Origin of the sequence: Mycobacterium seoulense, from assembly GCF_010731595.1 — a bacterium.
In the GTDB taxonomy this organism is placed as follows: domain Bacteria; phylum Actinomycetota; class Actinomycetes; order Mycobacteriales; family Mycobacteriaceae; genus Mycobacterium; species Mycobacterium seoulense.
Genome location: NZ_AP022582.1, coordinates 2,705,843 through 2,726,289, shown reverse-complemented (window position 1 = coordinate 2,726,289; position 20,447 = coordinate 2,705,843). Strand labels below are relative to the sequence as shown.

Here is a 20,447-nt window from a genome sequence, read left to right as displayed (position 1 = left end):
CGTTAACCCCTATGCCGCGTCGTCGTCATCGTCATCGTCGTCGTTGTGGTGGAGGAGTTTTTCGGGGTGGTGGAAGGTGTTGGTGCGGGGTTGGCCGCGGTCGAGATGTGGGGGTGGGATCCATTCGGTGTGACCTTTGGGGTTTTTGCGGGTGGTCCAGCCGCCGGGCTTGAGCATGCGGTGGTGTGGTCCGCAGGTGAAGGTGAGGTTGTCGATGTCGGTGCGCCGGCATTTATCCCAGTCGGTGACGTGGTGGACCTCGGAGAGGTAGCCGGGCACGGTGCAGCCCGGGGCGGTGCAGCCATGGTCCTTGGCGTACAGGACGATGCGCTGGCCGGGGGAGGCCAGGCGCTTGGTGTGATACAGCGCCAGGGGTGTGGCGTTGTCGAAGACGGCCAAATAGTGGTGGGCGTGGCGGGCCAGGCGGATGACCTCGTTGATCGGCAAGGTGGTGCCCCCGCCGGTGAGCCCTTTGCCGCAGGCGGTCTCCAGCTCGGCCAGCGTCGTGGTGATGATGATGGAGGCGGGTAACCCGTTGTGCTGGCCCAGTTTCCCCGAGGCCAGCAGCGCTCGCAGCCCGGCCAGCAGGCCGTCGTGGTTGCGTTGGGCCGTGGACCGGGCGTCGCGGTCGACGGCGTCCTGGCTGGGTGCGCCGTCCACGCACGCGGTGTCGTCGAGCGGGTTGCACATGCCGGGGGCGGCCAGCTTGGCCAGCACGGCCTCCACGGTGGCGCGCAGCTCGGGGGTGATGGTGGCGCGCAGCTCGGACATGCCGTCGGGACCCTGTTTGCCCAGCGTGAGTCCACGCCGGCGGGCGCGGTCCTCGTCGGTGTAGCTGCCATCGGGGTTGAGGCAATCGGCCACGTGGTCGGCGAGCTCGGCGAGTTGTTCGGGGCGAAAGTGCGCGCCGCCCGCGGCCAGGTCGGCCTCCACGGCCTCACGTGTGGCGGCGTCGACCCAGCCGGGCAGGTGGTGGAAGAACCTGCGGATCACCGCGACCTGCCCGGCGCCCAGCTTGCCCTCGCGTTGGGCGGCCGCGGTGGCCGGCAGGATCGGCGCCATCGGTTCACCGGTGAGCCCGCGGCGCGGTCCGAGGTCGGTGGCCTCTTTGACCCGCCGTGACGCCTCGGCGCGGCTGATCAACGTGGCCTCGGCGATCGCATGCGACAACTTGCCGCCCAACTCCTCAGGCGTGGCTTGGCGACCCAGGGAGTTGATCAGCGGATGCTCGATGGCGGGTAGCTGCCGGCGCACCTTTTCGCAGCGTTCCAGCATCGCCAGCTGTTGTTGGACAGTCATCACCTCAACCGGCAACGCGCGGGCGCGGGCCAAGGCCGCATCAAGGCCGTCGAACGCCGCGTCGACATCAGGATGACCACTTGGACTCACACCCCGAAACTAACCACCCCCACCGACAAGAAACCGCCAGAAAACGCCATGGATACACACTCGAGAAAAAGCCGCAAAATAGCCGCTCGGAGACCTGCCGATCGAGGTCCCGCGTCTTGTCGGTGTGCGGACTTAAGCTCGGGATGCCCTGGTAACCACACACTTCGGAAGGGGGCCGCCGACATGCGATTCCTGCACACCGCGGACTGGCAGCTCGGCATGACCCGGCACTTCCTCGCCGGGGACGCCCAGCCGCGCTACTCCGCGGCCCGGCGCGACGCGGTGGCCGGCCTGGGAGCGCTGGCGGCGGAGGTGGGCGCCGAGTTCGTCGTCGTGTGTGGTGACGTGTTCGAACACAACCAACTTCCCCCGCGGGTCGTCGGGCAATCCCTGGAAGCCATGCGCGCCATCGGAATTCCGGTCTACCTGCTGCCGGGCAACCACGACCCGCTGGACGCGTCCTCCGTCTACACCAGCGCGCTGTTCACCGCCGAACGCCCCGACAACGTGGTGGTGCTCGACCAGGCCGGCGTCCATCAGGTAAGGCCCGGGCTGGAGATCGTCGCCGCGCCATGGCGATCCAAAGCCCCGACCACCGACCTGGTCGCCGACGTCCTCGAGAAGCTGACTCCGGAGCCGGTCACCCGGATCCTGGTCGCGCACGGCGGGGTCGACGCCCTGGACCCCGACCGCGACAAGCCTTCCCTGATTCGGCTTGCCGCGCTCGATGACGCACTGGCGAACGGCACGGTGCACTATGTGGCACTGGGGGACAAGCATTCTCGCACCCACGTGGGCGACAGCGGCCGCGTCTGGTATTCGGGGGCGCCGGAAGTCACCAACTTCGACGACGTGGAATCGGACCCGGGTCACGTCCTCATCGTCGACATCGACGAAACCGACCCGGCCCGCCTCGCGACGGTGGAATCGCGGCGCGTGGGCCGTTGGCGGTTCGTCGCCATGCACCGACAAGTCGACACCCGGCGCGACATCGCCGACCTCGACCTGAACCTGGACCTGATGACCGACAAGGACCGTACCGTGGTGCGGTTGGCGCTCACCGGATCGCTGACCGTCACCGACCGCGCCGCGTTGGATGCCTGCCTGGACAAATACGCGCGGCTGTACGCGTGGCTCGGCCTGTGGGAACGCCACACCGACCTGGCGGTCATCCCCGCCGACGGCGAATTCAGCGATCTCGGCATCGGGGGGTTCGCCGCGGCGGCGGTCGACGAGTTGGTGGCGACCGCGCGCGAGGGGGACTCCGAGACCGCCGTCGACGCGCAGGCGGCACTGGCCTTGTTGCTGCGCCTCACCGATCGGGGCGCCGCATGAAGCTGCACCGCCTGATCCTGACGAATTATCGCGGCATCGCGCACCGCGAGATCGAGTTTCCCGACCACGGTGTCGTGGTGGTGTGCGGCGCCAACGAGATCGGCAAGTCGTCCATGATCGAAGCGCTGGACCTATTGCTGGAATCCAGGGACCGCTCGACGAAGAAGGAAGTCAAGCAGGTCAAACCGACCAACAGCGACGTCGGCTCCGAGGTGAGCGCCGAATTAAGCTGCGGCCCTTATCGATTCGTCTACCGCAAGCGGTTCCACAAGAAGTGCGAAACCGAGCTGACGATTCAGGCGCCCCACCGCGAGCAGCTCACCGGCGACGAGGCGCACGAACGTGTGCGCGCGATGCTGGCCGAGACGGTGGACAGCGATCTGTGGCATGCCCAGCGGGTGCTGCAAGCCGCGTCCACCACCGCGGTGGATCTGTCGGGCTGTGACGCACTGTCGCGCGCGCTCGACGTGGCGGCCGGCGACGCCGGGGCGCTGTCCGGCGCCGAGCCGCTCCTCATCGAACGAATCGACGCCGAATATGGACGCTACTTCACCGCGACCGGCCGTCCGACGGGTGAATGGGCCGCGGCGATCGCCCGGTTGGCCGATGCGGAGGCCGCGGTCGCGGAGTGCGCGGCGGCGGTTGCCGAGGTCGACGAGCGGGTGTGTCGGCACGGCGTCCTGACGGAACGGGTGGCCGAGCTGTCGCAGCGGCGCATTGCCGCCCGCCCCCGGCTCGCCGCCGCGCGGGAGGCCGCGGAAAGGATCGACGAACTGACGGGCCAGGCGCGCGAGGCCGAGTTGATCGCCGCCGCCGCGGAGGCGAAGAGCGCCGCGGCGGCAACCGCCCACCACTCACGCCTGCAACTCCTCGCCGAAATCGACGTCCGCGCAGCCGGTGTCGCGGCCGCCGAGGCGCAGGCGCAAGAAGCCGCCGAGGCGCGGGCAGCCGCGCACATCGAAGCCGAGGCCGCCGACCTGGCGGCCCGGGAAGCCACCGAGGCCCTTGCGGAGCTGCACCGCCGGGCGGAATCCGCCCGGCGCGCCGTCGCACAGCTGGCCGAGCGCGACGAGGCGGACCGGTTGGGCGCCCGATTGGCCAAGATCGAGGCCATCCAGCGGGACCGCGACCAGGTGTGCGCAGCACTCGGCGAGATCGCCGTCACCGAGCAGCTGTTGCGACGAATCGAGGACGCCGCCGTCGCGGTCGATCGCATCGGCGACCAGTTGGCGTCGACGTCCACGGCGGTCGAGTTCACCGCCGCCGCGGACGTGGAGCTCTCCATCGGCGACCAGCGGGTGTCGTTGTCCGAGGGCGAAACCTGGTCGACTACCACCACGGGACCCACCGCGGTCCAGGTCCCCGGCGTCCTGACTGCGCGGATCACTCCTGGCGCGACGACGCTCGATGTCCAAGCCAAACACGCTGCGGCACAAGAAGAGCTTGCCGCGGCGTTGGCTGCCGGCGGGGTGGCTGACCTGGCCACCGCCCGGTCCGCCGATCAGCGTCGCCGCGAACTGCAGGGCAGCCGCGACCAGCTGAGCGCCACCCTCGCCGGCCTGTGTGGTGACGAAGGGATCGACCAGCTGCGCTTGCGGCTCACACAGCTGCGTGCTGGGCAGCCGGCCGGGGCGGAGCTCCACGCTGTCGACATCGACGCCGCACGCGCCGAACTCGATTCGATCGAGACGACCCGCCTGGCCGCGGTGGCCCATTGCGACGACCGCCGCCGGGACGCCACCGCGGCCACCACCCGGCTCACCGAGTTAGCCACCCGCGCAACAGTTCTGCAGAACACCCTGGAGACTCAACGCAGCGAACTCACCGCGGCCAACGACCGGCTGGCCGAAGAACGGGCGTCGGCCGGCGATGACGATCTCGCGTCGTCGGCGGACACCGCGCTGCAGGCGGCCCGGGCCGCGCAACGTCGTCACGCCGAACTGGCCGACAGGCTGGCGGCGGCCAGTCCTGATGCGGTGCACGACGAATTAACCGCCGCCACAAAGGAAACCGAAGAATTGCGCGAACGCTACGAGGAGGCTGCCCGCGCGTTGCGCGAGATCACCATCGAACTCTCGGTGTTCGGCAGCGAGGGCCGCCAGGGGAAGCTCGACGCCGCGGAAACCGAACGTGAGCACGCCGTCAGCGAGCACATCCGGGTCGGCAGCCGGGCCCGGGCCGCGCGGCTGCTGCGCTCGGTGATGACACGCCACCGCGACACCACCCGGCAGCGCTACGTCGAGCCCTACCGCGCCGAGCTGCAACGGCTCGGCCGCCCGGTGTTCGGGCCCACGTTCGAGGTCGACATCGACAGCGACCTCTGCATTCGCAGCCGCACCCTCAACGGCGTGACGGTGCCCTACGAATCCCTGTCGGGCGGGGCGAAGGAGCAACTCGCCATCCTGGCGCGGCTGGCGGGCGCCGCCCTGGTCGCCAAGGAGGACGCCGTTCCGGTGGTGGTCGACGATGCGCTCGGCTTCACCGATCCAGACCGGTTGGCCAAGATGGGCGAGGTCTTCGACACGGTGGGCGCGCACGGGCAGGTGATCGTGCTCACCTGCAGCCCCGACCGGTACGACGGCGTCAAGGGCGCGCACCGCATCGACCTGAGTGCCTAGCGCCAACGCGCTGAGCTGCGTCGAACGCCGCGGGTGGGCCGCTGCGATGGTGCAAGCCGACGGTCCCGGCAGAATGGGATCATGGTGGGCCGACACAGATGACGATGAATGCGAAACGGCGCCGGGTGCAGGAGAAGCTCGCGGCACTGCCCGGTGTGCGACCCGTGCGCCGGCCGGTCTCGCCGGATAACACAGAAGAGTTCGATCTGTACTACGTGCGCACCGGCCGGAAGTCGGCACACCCGCTGGTCGTCATCCCGGGCGGTCCCGGAGTGGCGTCGGTGCAGATGTACAGGGGACTGCGGCGCCGCGCGGCCGCGGCCGGCCTGGACGTCATCATGATCGAGCACCGCGGAGTGGGCATGTCGCGCCACGACGACTCCGGCGACGATCTGCCCCCCGAGGCGATCACGGTGAACCAGGTCGTCGACGACATCGCCGCCGTGCTCGACGACGCCCATGTCGACTCGGCCGTCATCTACGGCGCGTCGTACGGCACCTACATCGCGTCCGGTTTCGGCGTGCGCCATCCGGGCCGGGTGCGGGCGATGATCCTCGACTCGCCGCTGTTGTCGCGGCATGACATCGTGATCGTTCGCCGCGCGATCCGTCGGCTGCTGCTTCGCGGCGACAGCCCCGAAACCGCCGCGCTGGCGCCCAAAATGCGCAAGCTCGTCGACGCGGGGGTGATGACCGCGGCGGCCACCCAGGTCGTGGCGACGATCTATGGCTACGGCGGCGCCGAGTTGCTCGAGCGACAGCTCGACCTGCTGCTGGATGGCCGCAAGTTGTTGTGGTGGGCGCTGTCCCGGTTCGCCACGCTTAGCAACCTGCCCTATCGCTACGAGGAAGACCTGGTGAGCCGCATCGCGTTTCGCGAACTGAATTACGCCGCCGAGCCCGACGGACTACCGCTCGACCCCGCCGTGGCGGAACGCGAAGCGCGCACCCAGACCGCGACTTTCGAGGACGAGCCGTACGACCTGGTGGCCGAGATGCCGCATTTCACCTGGCCCACCGCGGTGGTCTCCGGCGGCCGCGACCTCATCACCCCACCGGCCGTCGCCGAGCGGGTAGCCGCGCTGCTCCCCAACGCGGTGCTGTTGATGCTGCCCAGCATGGCGCACAGCGCGCTGGACTTCCGCGAGCCCGCCGCGATCGCCATCGCCCAGGCGGTGTGGCGGGGTGAGCTCGACGGGCTCGCCGCGAAAGCACCTGCGCTCGATGCGCTTCCGGCGCGTCCCGAGCTGCGCCTGCTGTGGAAGGCGATCGGGGTGGCCGCCACCATCGAGGGTGCGCTGCCGATCCCCGCGCGGCTGCGCCGGATCAGCCGCGCATGAACCCGATGGCGGTGTAGCGCAGGTCGCCCAGGCCCGCCGCACCGAAATTGGCCAGCGTGCTGCGGACCGCGACGTCGCCGGGCGACTGCGTCAGCGGCAGGCTGAACCCTTCGGCCCAGATGAGTTTGTCGAGATCGTTGGCCAACGCCTGCGCCCTGCCGGGATCGAGTTCTTGCAGGGTCCGCTCGATCGCCGCGTCGATCTGCGGGCTGCCGATCTTGCCGAAGTTGCTCTCCCCGCCCGACAGGTAGATCTGCGTAAGCGCTGAGAGCGGGAAAGCATCACCGAGCCAACCGAATTGGGCGATGTCGAAATCCCCGACGTTGATGTAGTTGGTGAAGAACCCGCTGCCGGACCTGGACACCAGTTCGAGCTTGACGCCGATCTGCGCGAGGCTGTGCTGGGCGATCTGGGCGAACTGCCGGCTGCCCTGGGCGTCATAGAACAGATCGCGGACGACCAGCGGGCGGCCGTCCTTCTCGCGGAACTGGCCGTTCAACTTCCAGCCCAGCGCGTCGAGCTCGCGCCTGGCCTCCTCCGGGTCGTACGGGACGACCGCGCTGTTGTCCTGGTAACCCTTCTGCCCGGCGACATAGATGTGGTTGCCCAACGCCACGGGGTCGCTGGTGAGCCCGTATTGGACGACCTTGGCGATGGTGCGGCGGTCGATGCCCTTGGCCACCGCGAGGCGCAGCGCCCTATCGGACAGGATCGACCCGGGCGCGCCGTTGAACGTGAAGTGAGACCAGGCGGGGGCGGGGGCGCGCCGGATCGAGATTCCCTTCGTGCGTTGCGCGATGGTCAGCTGGTCGACGGTGCCGACGCCGGACGCGTCGATGGTGTTGTTCTGCAGCGCCGGCAGCCGTGCGGCGTCATCGAGCACCAGGTAGGTGATGTTGTCCAGACGGGGCCGGGCTCCCCACCATTTCGGGTTGCGAGACAGCACGATTCGCTGAGTGGTCCGGTCCAGGGACGTGACGATGAAGGGGCCCGCCGAGGGGCCGGGCCCGTCGAGTTGGCCCTTGTTGAACGCCTCCGGCGTGGCCGTCATGCTCCTGGGCAGCAGCATGCCGTTGCCGGCGAACATGCCGCGCCACTCGGCGTACGGCTTGGCGAAGGTCACGACGGCTTGCCGGTCATCGACACCTCGGGTGACCGACGCGACGCGATCGGCGCCGCTGGGCCCGGCGATCTCGAACGTCTTGTCGGCGCCGCTCAACGCATGGATCTGGCTGGCGATGTCTTCCCACGTAATCGGCGTTCCGTCGGACCACATCGCCCGGGGGTTGATCGTGTAGGTCACCACTTGCGGTGCGGTCCCGGTGAGTTCGACGCTGGTGAAGTAGTCGGTGTCGACCGTCGTCGAGCCGTCCGCGCCGATGATGAAGGCCCGCGGCAGGGTGGCCTTCATCATCGCGGCGACCTCGGCCGAATTGCCGTCGATGTGCAGGATGTTGAAGTTGGGCGGGAAGTCGCTGAGCGCCAGCCGCAGGCTGCCGCCGTCCTGCAGCGTGGCGGGGTCCTGTGGATTGATGTCGCTGGTGGTGCCGATCTCGGCGTTGCGGCCGCCGGCCGGCGCCAGGTTGATGGCCGGTGAGCATCCGGACACCGCCAGCGCCATCACGACGATCGCCGTCGCTATCCGCCTAGACACGTCTGCCCGGATCCGGTTGTGGCACGGCGCCCAGCAGCCGACGGGTGTACTCGTGCTGCGGGTCGTCGAACACCTGCCCGCTCTCGCCTTGCTCGACGATCGTGCCGGCATACATGACCACCACGTGATGCGCGAGGTGCCTGACCACCGAAAGGTCATGGGAGACGAAGAGGTACGACAGGCCGAACCGCTCCTGCAGGTCGAGCAGCAGGTTGATGATGCCGGCCTGGATGGAGACGTCGAGGGCGGAGACCGGCTCGTCGAGCGCCAGGATCTTCGGCTGCAACGCCAGCGCCCGCGCGATGCCGATGCGCTGCTTCTGCCCGCCGGAGAACTCGGCGGGGTATCGCGCGGCGTCGGCTCGGCGCAATCCCACGATGTCGAGCAGCTCGGCGACGCGCGCGTTGGTCTCGCTCTTGCCGAAGTCGTTGGCCAGCAACGGCTCGGCGATCAGGTCGGATACCGGCAGCCGGGGATCCAGCGCCGCCACCGGGTCTTGGAACACCACCTGGATGTCGCGTCGCAGCGAGCGCCGCTGGGACGCGCTCAGCGTTGCCACGTCGGTGCCCAGCACTTCGATCGAGCCCGATTGCGGCGCAACCAATTCCAGGATCTCGTGGAGGGTGGTCGACTTACCCGAGCCGGACTCGCCGACGATGCCCAGGGTGCGGCCCGCCCGCAACTCGAAACTCACACCGTCGACCGCGCGGACCTCCCCGACGGTGCGGCGCAATACCACGCCTTTGGTCAGGGAAAAGGTCTTGACCAGATCGCGCACCCGCACCACGACCGCCGAGTCGCCGGATACGGTCGTATGCGCCTCGGTGTTGACCCCGTAGATCTCGGCGGCGGTGCGTCCGTTGACCTGGTCGGTGCGGATGCAGGCCGCTCGGTGATCGGCGCCGACGGCGAGCAACTCCGGTTCGTCCGCGCGGCATTCGTCGATGACGAGGGGGCAGCGCGGCGCGAAGGGGCAGCCCGGGTCCAGCCCGATCAACGACGGGGGTGCGCCGGGGATGGGTACCAGCCGGGTGCCCTGGGCGGCATTGAGGCGCGGTACCGAGCCCAGCAGGCCGACGGTGTAGGGCATCTGGCGATCGCGGTAAAGGTCGTACACCCCTGCGGATTCGACGACGCGGCCGGCGTACATCACCAGCGCCCTGTCGGCGAACTCGGCGACCACGCCGAGGTCGTGGGTGATGATCAGCACCCCGGCGCCGGTGATGTCGCGCGCCGTCTTGAGCACCTCGAGGATCTGCGCCTGCACGGTGACGTCCAGGGCGGTGGTGGGCTCGTCGCAGATCAGCAGGTCCGGGTCGTTGGCGATCGCGATCGCGATGACTACCCGCTGGCGTTCGCCGCCGGACAGTTCGTGCGGGAACGCGCGCGCACGCCGTTCGGGCTGAGCGATACCGACCAGATCGAGCAGTTCCACCGCGCGTCGGCGGGCGGCTTTCTTGCCCACGTGCGGCTGGTGGATCTCGATCGCCTCGGCGATCTGGTCCCCGACGGTGTAGACGGGTGTCAGCGCCGACATCGGATCCTGGAAGACCATGCCGACCGTCTTGCCGCGAAACCTCGACATCGCGTCGTCGCCGAGGCCCAACAACTCCGTGCCGTGCAACCGTACCGAGCCGCGCACCCGCGCGTACTCCGGCAACAGGCCCACCACCGCCATCGCGGAAACCGATTTGCCCGAGCCTGATTCGCCGACCATGGCCACGACTTCGCCCGGGGCGATGTTGTAGCTGATGCCGCGTACCGCGCTCACCGGTTTGCCGTCCGTCGGGAAGCTGACGGCCAGGCCGGTCACCTCGAGCAGCGCGGTCACCGGGCGACACCCCGCAGCATGCCGCTACCGGGGTCCAGCGCGTCGCGCAGGCCGTCACCGGTCACGTTGGCGCACACCAGGATCAGCACCAGCACACCCGCCGGAAACAAGAACACCCAGGGGAAGGTGGTCGCGGACTGGGTGCCGTTGGCGATCAACGTGCCCAGCGACACGTCCGGCGGCTGAATGCCGAAACCCAGAAAGCTCAGCCCCGTCTCGGCCAGGATTGCCGAGGCGACGTTGAGGGCGGCGTCGATGATCAGGATGGAGGCCACGTTGGGCACCACGTGGCCGAGGATGATCCGGCGGCTGGACACGCCCATGTACCTTGCGGCCCTGATGAACTCGCGTTCACGCAGACTCATGGTCATGCCGCGCACCATGCGGGAGCTGATCATCCAGCCGAAGCCGGCGAGCAGCAGGACGAGCATCAGGATGTTGGCCGAGCTCTTGGTTCGCGGCGTGACGATGGCGATGAGGATGAAGCTGGGCACCACCAACAGCAGGTCGACCAACCACATCAGCGCGCGGTCCCGCCAGCCACCGAAATAGCCGGCGATCGAGCCGACGGTGGCGGCGATGCCGGTCGAGATGACCGCCACGCAAACACCGATGAGCATCGACTTCTGCATGCCCCGCAGGATCTGCGCCAGCAGGTCCTGCCCCAGCGCGTTGGTGCCCAACCAGTGCCGGCTGTTCGGCGGTTGCAGCAGCGCGTCGAAATCGAGGTCATCGTAGGAATACGGCAGCACTGCCGGCAGCGTGTAGCAACCGACGAACAGCAGCACCAGCAGGACCAGCGCCGCGACCGCCAACCGGTTGCGGACGAACCTGCGCAGCACCAGGGTACGGCGCGAGGTGAACGCCGATGTCGTTGGGGCGGAAATCCCTTGAGCCGCTTGTACTTTGGGCTCAGCCGTCATGAGACCCGCACTCTCGGATCGAGGGCGGCGTAGAAGACGTCGGAGAGCAGGCCGGCCAGCAACACGACGGTGCCGGAGAACAGCGTGATCGCGGCGATGATGTAGGTGTCCTGCGTCGCGATGCCCTGCACCAGCCATTCACCCATGCCGTGCCAGCCGAAGATCTTCTCCACGAACACCGCGCCGGTGACCAGCCCGGCGACCCCGTAGGCGAACAGGGTGGCCAGGGGTATCAGCGCCGTGCGCAGCCCGTGCTTCACCAGCGCGCGGCGGCGGGTGAGGCCCTTGGCGCGGGCCGTGCGAATGAAATCCTGCCCCAGGACGTCGAGCATCGCGTTGCGCTGATAACGGCTGTATCCGGCGGCGGCCGCCAGGGTCAGGGTGAGCGTGGGCAGGATCAGATGCCGCAACCGGTCCACCAGGTGGTGCCAGGCCCCACCACTCACGCCCGGCGACGTTTCCCCGGTGTAGTCGAAAAGATGCACGCCCAAAGCCCAGTTCACCCGCAACGCGCCGAGGATCAACAGGCTGGCGATGACGAACGTCGGCGTGCTCAGGACCAGCAGCGCCACCATCGTGACGAGGCGGTCACTGAGTCGGTATTGGCGGATGGCTCCCCATGCCCCGGCCGCGATGCCCAGGACGGTGCCAGCCAGCGACCCGATGACCAGGAGCCGCAGTGTGACTCCGACGCGCCGCCACAGCGTGGCGCCGACGGGCTGCCCGGTGATGGTCTTGCCGAAGTCGCCGCGAACGGCGTGGGCGGCCCACTGCGCGTAGCGGATCGGTATCGGTTTGTCCAGGTTGAGCGCGTGCGCCTTGGCGTCGATGACCGACTGAGGCGGGCGCGGACTGCGTTGCAACAGGCTGTCCAGTGGCCGGAAGGCCACCGATGTGAGGCAGAACGTCAGAAACGATGCCAGCGCCAGCAGTACCACGTAGTTGAGCAGGCGGCGCGCCAAGAAGCGAATCATCCCCGACCGCACCGCCCGCCTCGCATTGGGACAGGTTAACGAGCCGGGCCCGGACCGGCCCGGTTCGGCGGCACGATCCTTGTGATCCGGCTGATTTTCATGCGTCAATAAATGACGGCCCGTTGTTAACATCCACCGCGGCACCGATGCAGGCAGCAAATTCCGTGCTGCGACACTCCGAGGAGGCTTGCGTGACGGTTACCGATGACTTCCTGGCCAACAACGCCCGGTATGCGAGCACCTTCCACGGGCCGCTGCCGATGCCGCCGGGCAAACACGTCGCGGTCGTGGCGTGCATGGATGCCCGGCTCGACGTCTATCGCGCCCTGGGCCTCAACGAGGGCGAAGCGCACGTCATCCGAAACGCCGGCGGGGTGGTCACCGACGACGTCATCCGCTCGCTGGCGATCAGCCAGCGGTTGCTGGGGACCAGGGAGATCATCCTGATCCACCACACCGACTGCGGCATGCTCACCTTCACCGACGATGACTTCAAGCGCGCCATTCAAGCGGAGACCGGCGTCAAGCCGCCGTGGGCCCCCGAATCGTTCCCCGACGTTGCCGAGGACGTCCGGCAGTCGTTGCGCCGAATCGAGGCCAGCCCGTTCGTGACCAAGCACGGATCCGCGCGCGGATTCGTCTTCGACGTCGCGACGGGCAAGCTCGAGGAAGTCAAGGTCTAGCGTTCAGCCGACCTTGTAGGTGGCGAGGGCCTTCGCGACGAGCCTGCCGTGCGCGTCGACGACCTCCGCCTCGCAGTTCACCAGCGACCGGCCGCGCCGCAGCACCCGGCCTACGCCGATCACGTCGGTGGCCCGGGCCGGCGCCATGAACTCCAACGCCATCGAGACGGTTACGCCCCGCAGCTCCGGGGGCGCCTGCGCGCCGCACCATGCCGCCGCCATGACGGTGACGTCGGCGAGTGTGGCGATCGCGCCCCCGTGGACCATGTCACCGATCGTCACGTTGGAGGGATCCCAGGGCAGCCGCAGCCTGACCTCGTGGCCGTCGAGCTGGTCGGCAACAATGCCCAGCTTCGCAACGAACGGCGATTGGGGGAGGAACTGCGAGATGACGTCGCGGCCGCTGGGAGCTTTGGAAGGTGTAGTCATCCGCCCATGCTTTCGTACTGTTCCCGAGCGGGAAAAGGGGTTGCCGTCGCCCCGGACGTTATGCATCCCATCGCTGGTGCCCGGACCATATTGAACCCGAATTTGACACCCGTGAGGTTAGCTGATTCGATAGATGGCAAATATGCCAAATATGGTCAGTTCAACCAAGATCAGCAAGGAACCCATGACCAGCGATCTGAAGGCGGCTCCCGCCGCCGGCCAGTACGAGTTGAGCCACCTGCGCTCGCTGGAGGCCGAAGCGATCCACATCATCCGGGAGGTGGCCGCCGAATTCGAGCGGCCCGTTCTGCTGTTCTCCGGCGGCAAGGACTCCATCGTCATGCTGCACCTGGCCCTGCGGGCGTTCCGGCCCGGTCGGTTGCCGTTCCCGGTCATGCACGTCGACACCGGCCACAACTTCGACGAGGTGATCGCCACCCGCGATGAGCTGGTCGCCGAGCATGGGGTGCGCCTGGTGGTCGCCTCCGTTCAGGAGGACATCGACGCAGGCCGCGTCGTCGAGCCGCCGCAGGGACGCAACTCGATCCAGACCGTGACGCTGCTCCGCGCCATCCGGGAGAACAAGTTCGACGCGGCGTTCGGCGGAGCGCGCCGCGATGAGGAGAAGGCCCGCGCCAAGGAGCGGGTGTTCAGCTTCCGCGACGAGTTCGGCCAGTGGGACCCGAAGGCGCAACGGCCCGAGCTGTGGAACCTGTACAACGGCCGGCACCACAAGGGCGAGCACATCCGGGCCTTCCCGCTGTCGAACTGGACCGAGTTCGACATCTGGTCCTACATCGGCGCGGAGAACATCGCGCTGCCCTCGATCTATTACGCCCACCGGCGCAAGGTGTTTCGCCGCGACGGCATGCTGCTGGCGGTCGACCGGCACATGCAACCGCGCGACGACGAGCCGGTGTTCGAGGCGACGGTGCGTTTCCGCACGGTCGGGGACGTCACCTGCACCGGATGCGTGGAATCGGAGGCCACCACGGTCGAGGAGGTGATCGCCGAGACCGCGGTTTCGCGGTTGACCGAACGGGGCGCCACCAGGGCCGACGACCGAATCTCGGAAGCCGGCATGGAAGACCGCAAACGGCAGGGGTATTTCTGATGGCCACACCCACGACGCTGCTTCGCCTCGCGACCGCGGGCTCGGTCGACGACGGCAAGTCCACGCTGATCGGGCGTCTGCTCTATGACTCCAAGGCCGTCATGGAGGACCAGTGGGCCGCGGTGGAGCAGACGTCCAAAGAGCGCGGCCACGACTACACCGACCTGGCGCTGGTGACCGACGGCTTGCGCGCCGAACGCGAACAGGGCATCACGATCGACGTCGCCTACCGCTATTTCGCCACTCCCAAGCGGAAATTCATCATCGCCGACACGCCGGGTCACATCCAGTACACCCGCAACATGGTGACCGGCGCGTCGACCGCCCAACTGGTGATCGTGCTCGTCGATGCTCGGCACGGCCTGCTGGAGCAGTCGCGCCGGCACGCCTTCCTGGCCTCGTTGCTGGGGATCCAGCACATCGTGCTCGCCGTCAACAAGATGGACCTGATCGGCTGGGACAGAGAGAAATTCGAGGCAATCCGCGACGAATTCCACGCCTTCGCCGCGCGGTTGGATGTGCACGACGTGGCCACCATCCCGATTTCCGCCTTGCACGGCGACAACGTGGTCACCAAGTCCGACCAGACGCCCTGGTACGAGGGCCCCGCGCTGTTGTCGCACCTGGAGGAGGTCTACATCGCCGGTGACCGCAACCTGGTCGACGTGCGGTTCCCGGTGCAGTACGTCATCCGGCCGCACACCCGCGAGCACCAAGACCATCGCAGCTATGCCGGCACCGTGGCCAGCGGTGTGATGCGCCCGGGCGACGAGGTCGTCGTCCTGCCGATCGGCAAAACCACCAAGATCACCGCGATCGACGGCCCGAACGGCCCAGTCCAAGAAGCCTTTCCGCCGATGGCCGTCTCGATCAGCCTTGCCGACCACATCGATATCTCGCGCGGTGATCTCATCGCACGCTCCAACAACCAGCCCCGGGTGGCGCAGGAATTCGATGCGACCGTGTGCTGGATGGCCGACGACGCGACGCTGGAGCCCGGCCGCGAGTACGTCATCAAGCACACCACCCGCACCACCCGCGTGCGGGTGACCGGGCTGGACTACCGGTTGGACGTCAACACCCTGCATCGGGACAAGGCTGCAACGGCGTTGCAGCTCAACGAACTTGGCCGCATCTCGCTGCGCACTCAGGTTCCGCTGCTGCTCGACGAGTACACCCGCAACGCCAGCACCGGCTCGTTCATCCTGATTGACCCGCACACCAACGGCACCGTTGCGGCGGGCATGGTGCTGCGCGACGTGTCGGTGCAGGCCGCAAGCCCGAACACCGTGCGGCACAAGTCGTCGGCCGTGGCCGAGGCCCGGCCGCGGGGCAGGACCGTATGGTTCACCGGCCTGTCCGGTTCGGGCAAGTCCTCGGTGGCCATGCTGGTCGAGCAGATGTTACTCGAAAAGGGAACTCCCGCTTATGTTCTCGACGGTGACAACCTGCGCCACGGTCTGAACGCCGACTTGGGCTTCAGCATGGCCGACCGGGCCGAGAACCTGCGCCGGCTGGCGCATGTGGCGGCACTGCTCGCCGACTGCGGCAATGTCGTGCTGGTGCCGGCCATCAGCCCGCTGACCGAGCAACGCGAGATGGCTCGTAATGTGCACGCGGCCGCGGGGTTCGACTTCGTCGAGGTGTTCTGTGACACGCCCATCGAGGAATGCGAGCAGCGTGATCCGAAGGGGCTGTACGCGAAGGCCCGCGCGGGCGAGATCGCACACTTCACCGGCATCAACAGCCCGTATCAACCGCCGGCCAACCCCGACCTGCGGCTGACGCCGGACCGCACCGTCGAGGAGCAGGCGCAGAGCATCGTCGATCTGCTCGAATCGCGCGGTTAGCACGCCAGGCCAGCCTGGCTGCACCGAAAATCCTGCACCGAGTGGCACAATCCTGAGAGTGCGCATGTCGGCGAAGGCGGAGTACGCGGTGCGGGCCATGGTTCAGCTCGCCACGGTCCCCCATGGGACGTTGGTCAAAACCGACGACTTGGCCCAAGCGCAGGGCATACCGCCGCAGTTCCTCGTCGACATCCTGACCAACCTGCGCACCGACCGCCTGGTGAGAAGCCATCGCGGCCGGGAGGGCGGCTACGAACTGGCGCGTCCCGGCGACGAGATCAGCATCGCCGACGTGTTGCGCTGCATCGACGGGCCATTGGCCAGCGTGCGCGACATCGGCCTCGGGGACCTGCCCTACTCGGGTCCGACCGCGGCGCTCACCGACGTCTGGCGGGCGCTGCGTGCCAGCATGCGGTCGGTGCTGGAAGAAACCACCCTGGCCGACGTCGCCGCCAACGCGCTGCCCAGACATGTCGCGCAATTCGCCGAGGACTATCGGACGCAGGAGAGCGTGCGGCACGGCACACCGCGCGCCGGCGAATAGGCGCTACCGCCCCACCGGGTTCAGCTTCCCGACCCGTACGGGCGGGTGAGGATCTCCATCGCATGTCCGGAGGGGTCGCGGAAGTACACCCCGCGTCCGCCGTCATTGTTGTTGATCTCGCCGGGTCGCTTGGCGCCCGGGTCGGCCCAGTGCGGCAGGCCGCGGGAGGAGATCTTGCCGTAGATGGCGTCGAAGTCCGCCTCGGAAACCAGGAAGGCGTAGTGCTGCCGCGGGATCTCCGAGCCCTCGGGAGCGTCCGCATAATCGAGGTTGGCGCCGTGCTCCAGTTGAACAACCATGAAGTGGCCGAACGGCTTTGGGCTGGGCAGGCCGAACAATTCGGTGAGGAATTCCGCGGACTCGCGTTTGTCGCGGGAGGCGACGATCGTGTGATTGAAGCTGATGGCCATGGTCTCCTCCTATTTCGGTGCGGTGAGCTCCAGGGCGATGTTGTCGGGATCGCGGAACTGCAGGATGTAGGACGGTCCGATGTCTTTCACCGGCTCATGGGCGACGCCCAGTTCGTCGAGGTGCGCTGCCGCGGAATCCAATTCGTCCTTGGTGCCCACCCGGAACGCGATGTGGTCGAGGCCCGCACGGTCTTCGTGGAAACGGTCGGTGGCAACGGGCCGCAGTCCGAGCAGCGTGCCACCGAGGTCGTAGATGACGCCGCCGAACAGGAAGCTCAACTGTTTGCGGGTGGCCCCGTCGGCATTGTCGGGCACTTCCAGCAGGACGGGCCAACCGAACACGCTCTCGTAGAACTGCCGCGATCGCTCGATATCGGTGACCGTGAGGCGGACGTGCGCGATGGAACTGCTGGTGAAACCCATCTGCTCCATGCTGCCACTTGCGCGCCCGGAAGTTGACCCCCGTGCCAGAATCGCCGTCGTGCGGATTGCGATGACTCTGCCGGTGATGGAACCGGACTTGGATGCGGGAATCTTGGAGAACTGGGCGTGCGCGATTGACGACGGCCCGTTCTCGTCGCTGTGCTGGGGTGAGCGCATCGCCTTCGACAACCCGGACAACCTCACCCTGCTGGGGGCGCTGGCGGCCTGGACGAGCCGGGTGCGGCTGCTGACGACCGTGATCGTGCCGCAGCTGCACGACCCCGTCATGCTGGCCAAGGCGCTCGCGACCGGCGACATGCTCTGCGGCGGGCGGCTGAGCGTGGGCATCGGCGTGGGCGGCAGACAGGAGGACTACCACGCCGTCGGCGCCGACCCGGCGACACAGACCATGCGCGACATGGCCGAGCGCGTGGCCGTGATGAAGCGGGTGTGGGCTCAAGAGAAGCTCACCGAATCGGTCTTGCCGGTCGGGCCGGCGCCGGTGCAGCCCGGCGGCCCGCCGCTGTTCATCGGCAGCATCGGCCCCAAGACCATCCGCAGCGCCGCTGCCTGGGCCGCAGGACTGGCCGGGACCACCCTGGATCTGGACGTCGCCAAGCAGAACGAGCTGTTCGACGTCGCGCGCGACGCGTGGGCGCGGGCCGGCAAGGGCAAACCCCACCTGGTGACGTCGTTCTGGTTCGCGTTCGGCCCGCCCGAACAGGCCCGGGCGCAGGTGCATCGTCATCTGCGGCGCTACATGAACTGGATACCGGGGGAGTACGTCGACGCCATGGCGCCGACGACCGGGTGGGCCGGCACCGAGGACGAGCTGCTGGCGGTGCTGCGCAGGTTCGAGGACATCGGCACCGACGAGGTGCAGCTCATCCCGACGAGCTCGGACGTCGACCAGCTCAGCCGCGCGGCCGACGTGGCGGACCGGCTCTAGGCGCGCGGTAGGCCGATGGTGGCGACCCGCCGCGCCCGGCACCGCCGCGCTTGCGATCGCCACTAGGCCGATGGCGGCGACCCGCCGCGCCCGGCACCGCCGCGCTTGCGATCGCCACTAGGCCGATGGCGGCGACCCGCCGCGCCCGGCACCGCCGCGCTTGCGATCGCCACTAGGCCGACGCGCGCTCGTCCCCGGCCGCCGGCTCCTGGGGAGGCTGACCCTTACGCAGCGTCGCCAACAACTCGCGGTACGGGCCGACCAGGTAAACCGTGTCGCCGCCGCGCAGCCAGGCGTCACGTCGCGGATGAAGCTCGACCGGCGCGTCTTTACGGGTGATCGCGATGACCCGGGTCTGGGTGGACAGTTCGAACATCTTCAGTCCGTCGAGTTCGCTGCCGGGCGCCACGTGCATCCCGCCGATCATGAACGAGCGCTGCCCGACGGAGAACGTGCCCAGCACCTGCAGGCCCATCGCCGCGCCGATGAACCAGGGTGCGGCCAGTTCGACGGTGGACCGGACGTTTTCGAATCCGAACCGCTGCGCCACCGCGGCCCCCAGCGCCCGGTCGTAGACGCGCAGCACCAGGGGGACGTCGTGCCGGACGACCTCGGGCTTCACCCGCGGGCCCAGCATCTCGCGCAGCACGATCCCGGTCTCGATGTTCACCATGTCGTCCTGGGTCAGCACCGCCACCGCGCGGGCGTGGTCGACGCGCGCGGCCTCCAGCGTCTGGCGCAACGTCGCGTCGCCGAAGATCACCGGCACGTCAAGGTCGGCCGCCGTCGACAGGTAGCGATTGTTCTCGTCCAGCTCGATCACCGCCACGTCGTATCCGGCTGACCTCAGGTCGGCAACCACGCGGCTGCCGAACGAGCCCAGCCCGACGACGATCACGTGATTGCGCAGATGGCGCGCCCGCCGGCGACCCACCGAGTGGGCGAAACGTCGCGATAACAGCAGGTCGGCGATGAAAGCGACGAGCAGCGCGGTGGTGGTCACGCCGGCGAACATCAACATGATGCTGAACAGCCGCAGCCACGTGGGTTGCTGCAGGAAGCTGAAATCTCCGTAACCCACCGTCGCGATCGTCTCGGTGCTGAAATACAGCGCGTCGAGCCACGTCATCTTCTGACGCGGTTGGTAGCTGAAGCGCAGCACGACCGTCGAGACGATCAGCAGGCACGCCGCGGCCAGCACCGCACGCGCGAACATCGGGTTGGCGTCGTCGCGCAGGGCGCGGGCGGCGTCGAGTGCCCGCCGCAGCCGGGTCAGGCGATAGCGCGTCACCGTCGGCAGCGGAACCTTGATGCCGCGGGCGGCCAATTCGCCGGCGGTGCCGATCATCGCGGTCCAGTCCCCGGCGTGGATCGGCAGATCGCGGCCCGGACAGGACACCACCTCTCCCGGAGTGGCGCAGTTCTCGCCGTGAATCACCGCCACCGGTGCCAGATCGCCGTAGATCTCGCGCAGCGTCGCGCTGTACGGTGCCTCGGCGCCGGAGACGACGAACTCGATGCCCGCCGCCTCGAACGGGTGCACGGTGTGCGCCAGACATGCCTCGACGACGGAGGGCGCCGCGAGGTCGGCGACGTCCAAGATCGCCCCCGGGCGCTTGTCGGCGGCCATCGCCGTCCGCAGCACGTCGTTGGCCAGCCGCGCCACCACCCGCACCCGCGGATTGGCTTTCCTTGCCAGCAGCGCGATTTCAAGATTGGTCGCGTCGTCATCTCCAACGCAGATCACGGCGTGGGCGCGGGTGACCCCGACGGTGTCGAGCTCGCCGGCGGTGCGGACCTTGACGATGTGCACGCCGGCGTTGTTGAGCTCCTCGACGATCGTGGTCGCCAGCGCGTCGTCGCCGCTCACGATGATGTGGCCGCGCATGGTCACGCACGCTTCCGAGCGTCCGGCATAGCCCCCACCTCAGCTGACGTTGACAATTTTGTCCCTATGACTATCGGACACCCTGCCGATTCA

Annotated in this window: 17 protein-coding genes; 8 read left to right on the top strand and 9 right to left on the bottom strand. The window is 68.2% G+C overall.

Annotation, left to right across the window (positions count from 1 at the left end; translation table 11 throughout):
* Nucleotides 1-9 precede the first annotated feature (9 nt).
* Nucleotides 10-1,389, bottom strand: a complete 1,380-nt coding sequence (locus G6N37_RS12445; RefSeq protein ID WP_163680615.1) for an HNH endonuclease signature motif containing protein — start codon at nt 1,387-1,389, stop codon at nt 10-12.
* Between the two features lie 183 nt (nt 1,390-1,572).
* Here G6N37_RS12445 and G6N37_RS12440 point away from each other — a divergent pair, with 183 nt between their 5' ends.
* The 3 genes from G6N37_RS12440 to G6N37_RS12430 all read left to right on the top strand — a co-directional run bounded on the left by G6N37_RS12440 (nt 1,573) and on the right by G6N37_RS12430 (nt 6,682).
* A complete protein-coding gene (locus G6N37_RS12440) occupies nt 1,573-2,724 on the top strand; it encodes a metallophosphoesterase family protein (protein WP_163680612.1) in 1,152 nt (383 codons plus the stop codon).
* Nucleotides 2,721-5,342, top strand: a complete 2,622-nt coding sequence (locus tag G6N37_RS12435; RefSeq protein WP_163680609.1) for an AAA family ATPase — start codon at nt 2,721-2,723, stop codon at nt 5,340-5,342. The genes G6N37_RS12440 and G6N37_RS12435 overlap by 4 nt, the downstream gene beginning before the upstream one ends.
* 98 nt (nt 5,343-5,440) lie before the next feature.
* The gene (locus G6N37_RS12430) at nt 5,441-6,682 is read left to right on the top strand and encodes an alpha/beta hydrolase (RefSeq protein ID WP_163680606.1); all 1,242 of its coding nucleotides are present in this window, start codon (nt 5,441-5,443) and stop codon (nt 6,680-6,682) included.
* Here G6N37_RS12430 and G6N37_RS12425 read toward each other — a convergent pair.
* The 4 genes from G6N37_RS12425 to G6N37_RS12410 are packed head-to-tail and all read right to left on the bottom strand — an operon-like array spanning nt 6,669 to nt 12,064.
* Nucleotides 6,669-8,303 carry an ABC transporter family substrate-binding protein gene (locus tag G6N37_RS12425; RefSeq protein WP_163684963.1) on the bottom strand — a complete coding sequence of 545 codons (1,635 nt, stop codon included), beginning with the start codon at nt 8,301-8,303 and terminating at the stop codon, nt 6,669-6,671. The two genes, G6N37_RS12430 and G6N37_RS12425, sit on opposite strands and share 14 nt — an antisense overlap.
* Before the next feature lie 25 nt (nt 8,304-8,328).
* Nucleotides 8,329-10,167, bottom strand: coding sequence for an ABC transporter ATP-binding protein (locus G6N37_RS12420; protein ID WP_163680603.1), 1,839 nt, complete (start codon nt 10,165-10,167; stop codon nt 8,329-8,331).
* Nucleotides 10,164-11,090 carry an ABC transporter permease gene (locus G6N37_RS12415; protein WP_163680601.1) on the bottom strand — a complete coding sequence of 309 codons (927 nt, stop codon included), beginning with the start codon at nt 11,088-11,090 and terminating at the stop codon, nt 10,164-10,166. The genes G6N37_RS12420 and G6N37_RS12415 overlap by 4 nt, the downstream gene beginning before the upstream one ends.
* Nucleotides 11,087-12,064, bottom strand: coding sequence for an ABC transporter permease (locus tag G6N37_RS12410; RefSeq protein ID WP_163680597.1), 978 nt, complete (start codon nt 12,062-12,064; stop codon nt 11,087-11,089). Before G6N37_RS12410 ends, G6N37_RS12415 begins: the two co-directional genes overlap by 4 nt.
* 191 nt (nt 12,065-12,255) lie before the next feature.
* Between G6N37_RS12410 and G6N37_RS12405 the strand changes: the two genes are divergently transcribed.
* Nucleotides 12,256-12,747: a beta-class carbonic anhydrase gene (locus G6N37_RS12405; RefSeq protein ID WP_163680594.1), complete on the top strand. Its 492-nt coding sequence runs from the start codon at nt 12,256-12,258 to the stop codon at nt 12,745-12,747.
* A 3-nt stretch (nt 12,748-12,750) separates the two neighbouring features.
* On the opposite strand, the gene G6N37_RS12400 is transcribed toward G6N37_RS12405, so the two are convergent.
* Entirely contained in the window at nt 12,751-13,176 is a 426-nt protein-coding gene (locus G6N37_RS12400) for a PaaI family thioesterase (RefSeq protein ID WP_163680591.1), read from the bottom strand.
* A gap of 133 nt (nt 13,177-13,309) precedes the next feature.
* Between G6N37_RS12400 and cysD the strand changes: the two genes are divergently transcribed.
* The 3 genes from cysD to G6N37_RS12385 are packed head-to-tail and all read left to right on the top strand — an operon-like array spanning nt 13,310 to nt 16,684.
* Complete coding sequence (cysD, locus tag G6N37_RS12395) at nt 13,310-14,290, top strand: sulfate adenylyltransferase subunit CysD (protein WP_163680588.1); 981 nt, start codon at nt 13,310-13,312, stop codon at nt 14,288-14,290.
* Complete coding sequence (cysC, locus tag G6N37_RS12390) at nt 14,290-16,140, top strand: adenylyl-sulfate kinase (RefSeq protein WP_163680585.1); 1,851 nt, start codon at nt 14,290-14,292, stop codon at nt 16,138-16,140. The genes cysD and cysC overlap by 1 nt, the downstream gene beginning before the upstream one ends.
* A gap of 58 nt (nt 16,141-16,198) precedes the next feature.
* The gene (locus tag G6N37_RS12385) at nt 16,199-16,684 is read left to right on the top strand and encodes an Rrf2 family transcriptional regulator (RefSeq protein WP_163680581.1); all 486 of its coding nucleotides are present in this window, start codon (nt 16,199-16,201) and stop codon (nt 16,682-16,684) included.
* 20 nt (nt 16,685-16,704) lie between these two features.
* Here the strand turns inward: G6N37_RS12385 and G6N37_RS12380 are convergent, their stop codons facing one another.
* Nucleotides 16,705-17,094: a VOC family protein gene (locus G6N37_RS12380; protein WP_163680577.1), complete on the bottom strand. Its 390-nt coding sequence runs from the start codon at nt 17,092-17,094 to the stop codon at nt 16,705-16,707.
* A gap of 9 nt (nt 17,095-17,103) precedes the next feature.
* The gene (locus tag G6N37_RS12375; protein ID WP_163680574.1) at nt 17,104-17,517 is read right to left on the bottom strand and encodes a VOC family protein; all 414 of its coding nucleotides are present in this window, start codon (nt 17,515-17,517) and stop codon (nt 17,104-17,106) included.
* Nucleotides 17,518-17,587: 70 nt separating this feature from the next.
* On the opposite strand from G6N37_RS12375, the gene G6N37_RS12370 reads away from it, so the two are divergent.
* A complete protein-coding gene (locus tag G6N37_RS12370; protein WP_163684959.1) occupies nt 17,588-18,466 on the top strand; it encodes an LLM class flavin-dependent oxidoreductase in 879 nt (292 codons plus the stop codon).
* Nucleotides 18,467-18,638: 172 nt separating this feature from the next.
* Here the strand turns inward: G6N37_RS12370 and G6N37_RS12360 are convergent, their stop codons facing one another.
* Entirely contained in the window at nt 18,639-20,354 is a 1,716-nt protein-coding gene (locus tag G6N37_RS12360; RefSeq protein ID WP_163684961.1) for an NAD-binding protein, read from the bottom strand.
* Between the last annotated feature and the right edge of the window lie 93 nt (nt 20,355-20,447).

Bases quoted from the DNA above. Each gene is read 5' to 3' on its own strand.
- G6N37_RS12440 (WP_163680612.1), top strand. From the start codon at position 1,573: ATGCGATTCCTGCACACCGCGGACTGGCAGCTCGGCATGACCCGGCAC.
- G6N37_RS12435 (WP_163680609.1), top strand. From the start codon at position 2,721: ATGAAGCTGCACCGCCTGATCCTGACGAATTATCGCGGCATCGCGCAC.
- G6N37_RS12430 (WP_163680606.1), top strand. From the start codon at position 5,441: ATGACGATGAATGCGAAACGGCGCCGGGTGCAGGAGAAGCTCGCGGCA.
- G6N37_RS12425 (WP_163684963.1), bottom strand. From the start codon at position 8,303: ATGGCGCTGGCGGTGTCCGGATGCTCACCGGCCATCAACCTGGCGCCG.
- G6N37_RS12415 (WP_163680601.1), bottom strand. From the start codon at position 11,090: ATGACGGCTGAGCCCAAAGTACAAGCGGCTCAAGGGATTTCCGCCCCA.
- G6N37_RS12410 (WP_163680597.1), bottom strand. From the start codon at position 12,064: ATGATTCGCTTCTTGGCGCGCCGCCTGCTCAACTACGTGGTACTGCTG.
- G6N37_RS12400 (WP_163680591.1), bottom strand. From the start codon at position 13,176: ATGACTACACCTTCCAAAGCTCCCAGCGGCCGCGACGTCATCTCGCAG.
- cysD (WP_163680588.1), top strand. From the start codon at position 13,310: ATGGCAAATATGCCAAATATGGTCAGTTCAACCAAGATCAGCAAGGAA.
- cysC (WP_163680585.1), top strand. From the start codon at position 14,290: ATGGCCACACCCACGACGCTGCTTCGCCTCGCGACCGCGGGCTCGGTC.
- G6N37_RS12380 (WP_163680577.1), bottom strand. From the start codon at position 17,094: ATGGCCATCAGCTTCAATCACACGATCGTCGCCTCCCGCGACAAACGC.
- G6N37_RS12375 (WP_163680574.1), bottom strand. From the start codon at position 17,517: ATGGGTTTCACCAGCAGTTCCATCGCGCACGTCCGCCTCACGGTCACC.
- G6N37_RS12370 (WP_163684959.1), top strand. From the start codon at position 17,588: ATGACTCTGCCGGTGATGGAACCGGACTTGGATGCGGGAATCTTGGAG.
- G6N37_RS12360 (WP_163684961.1), bottom strand. From the start codon at position 20,354: ATGCGCGGCCACATCATCGTGAGCGGCGACGACGCGCTGGCGACCACG.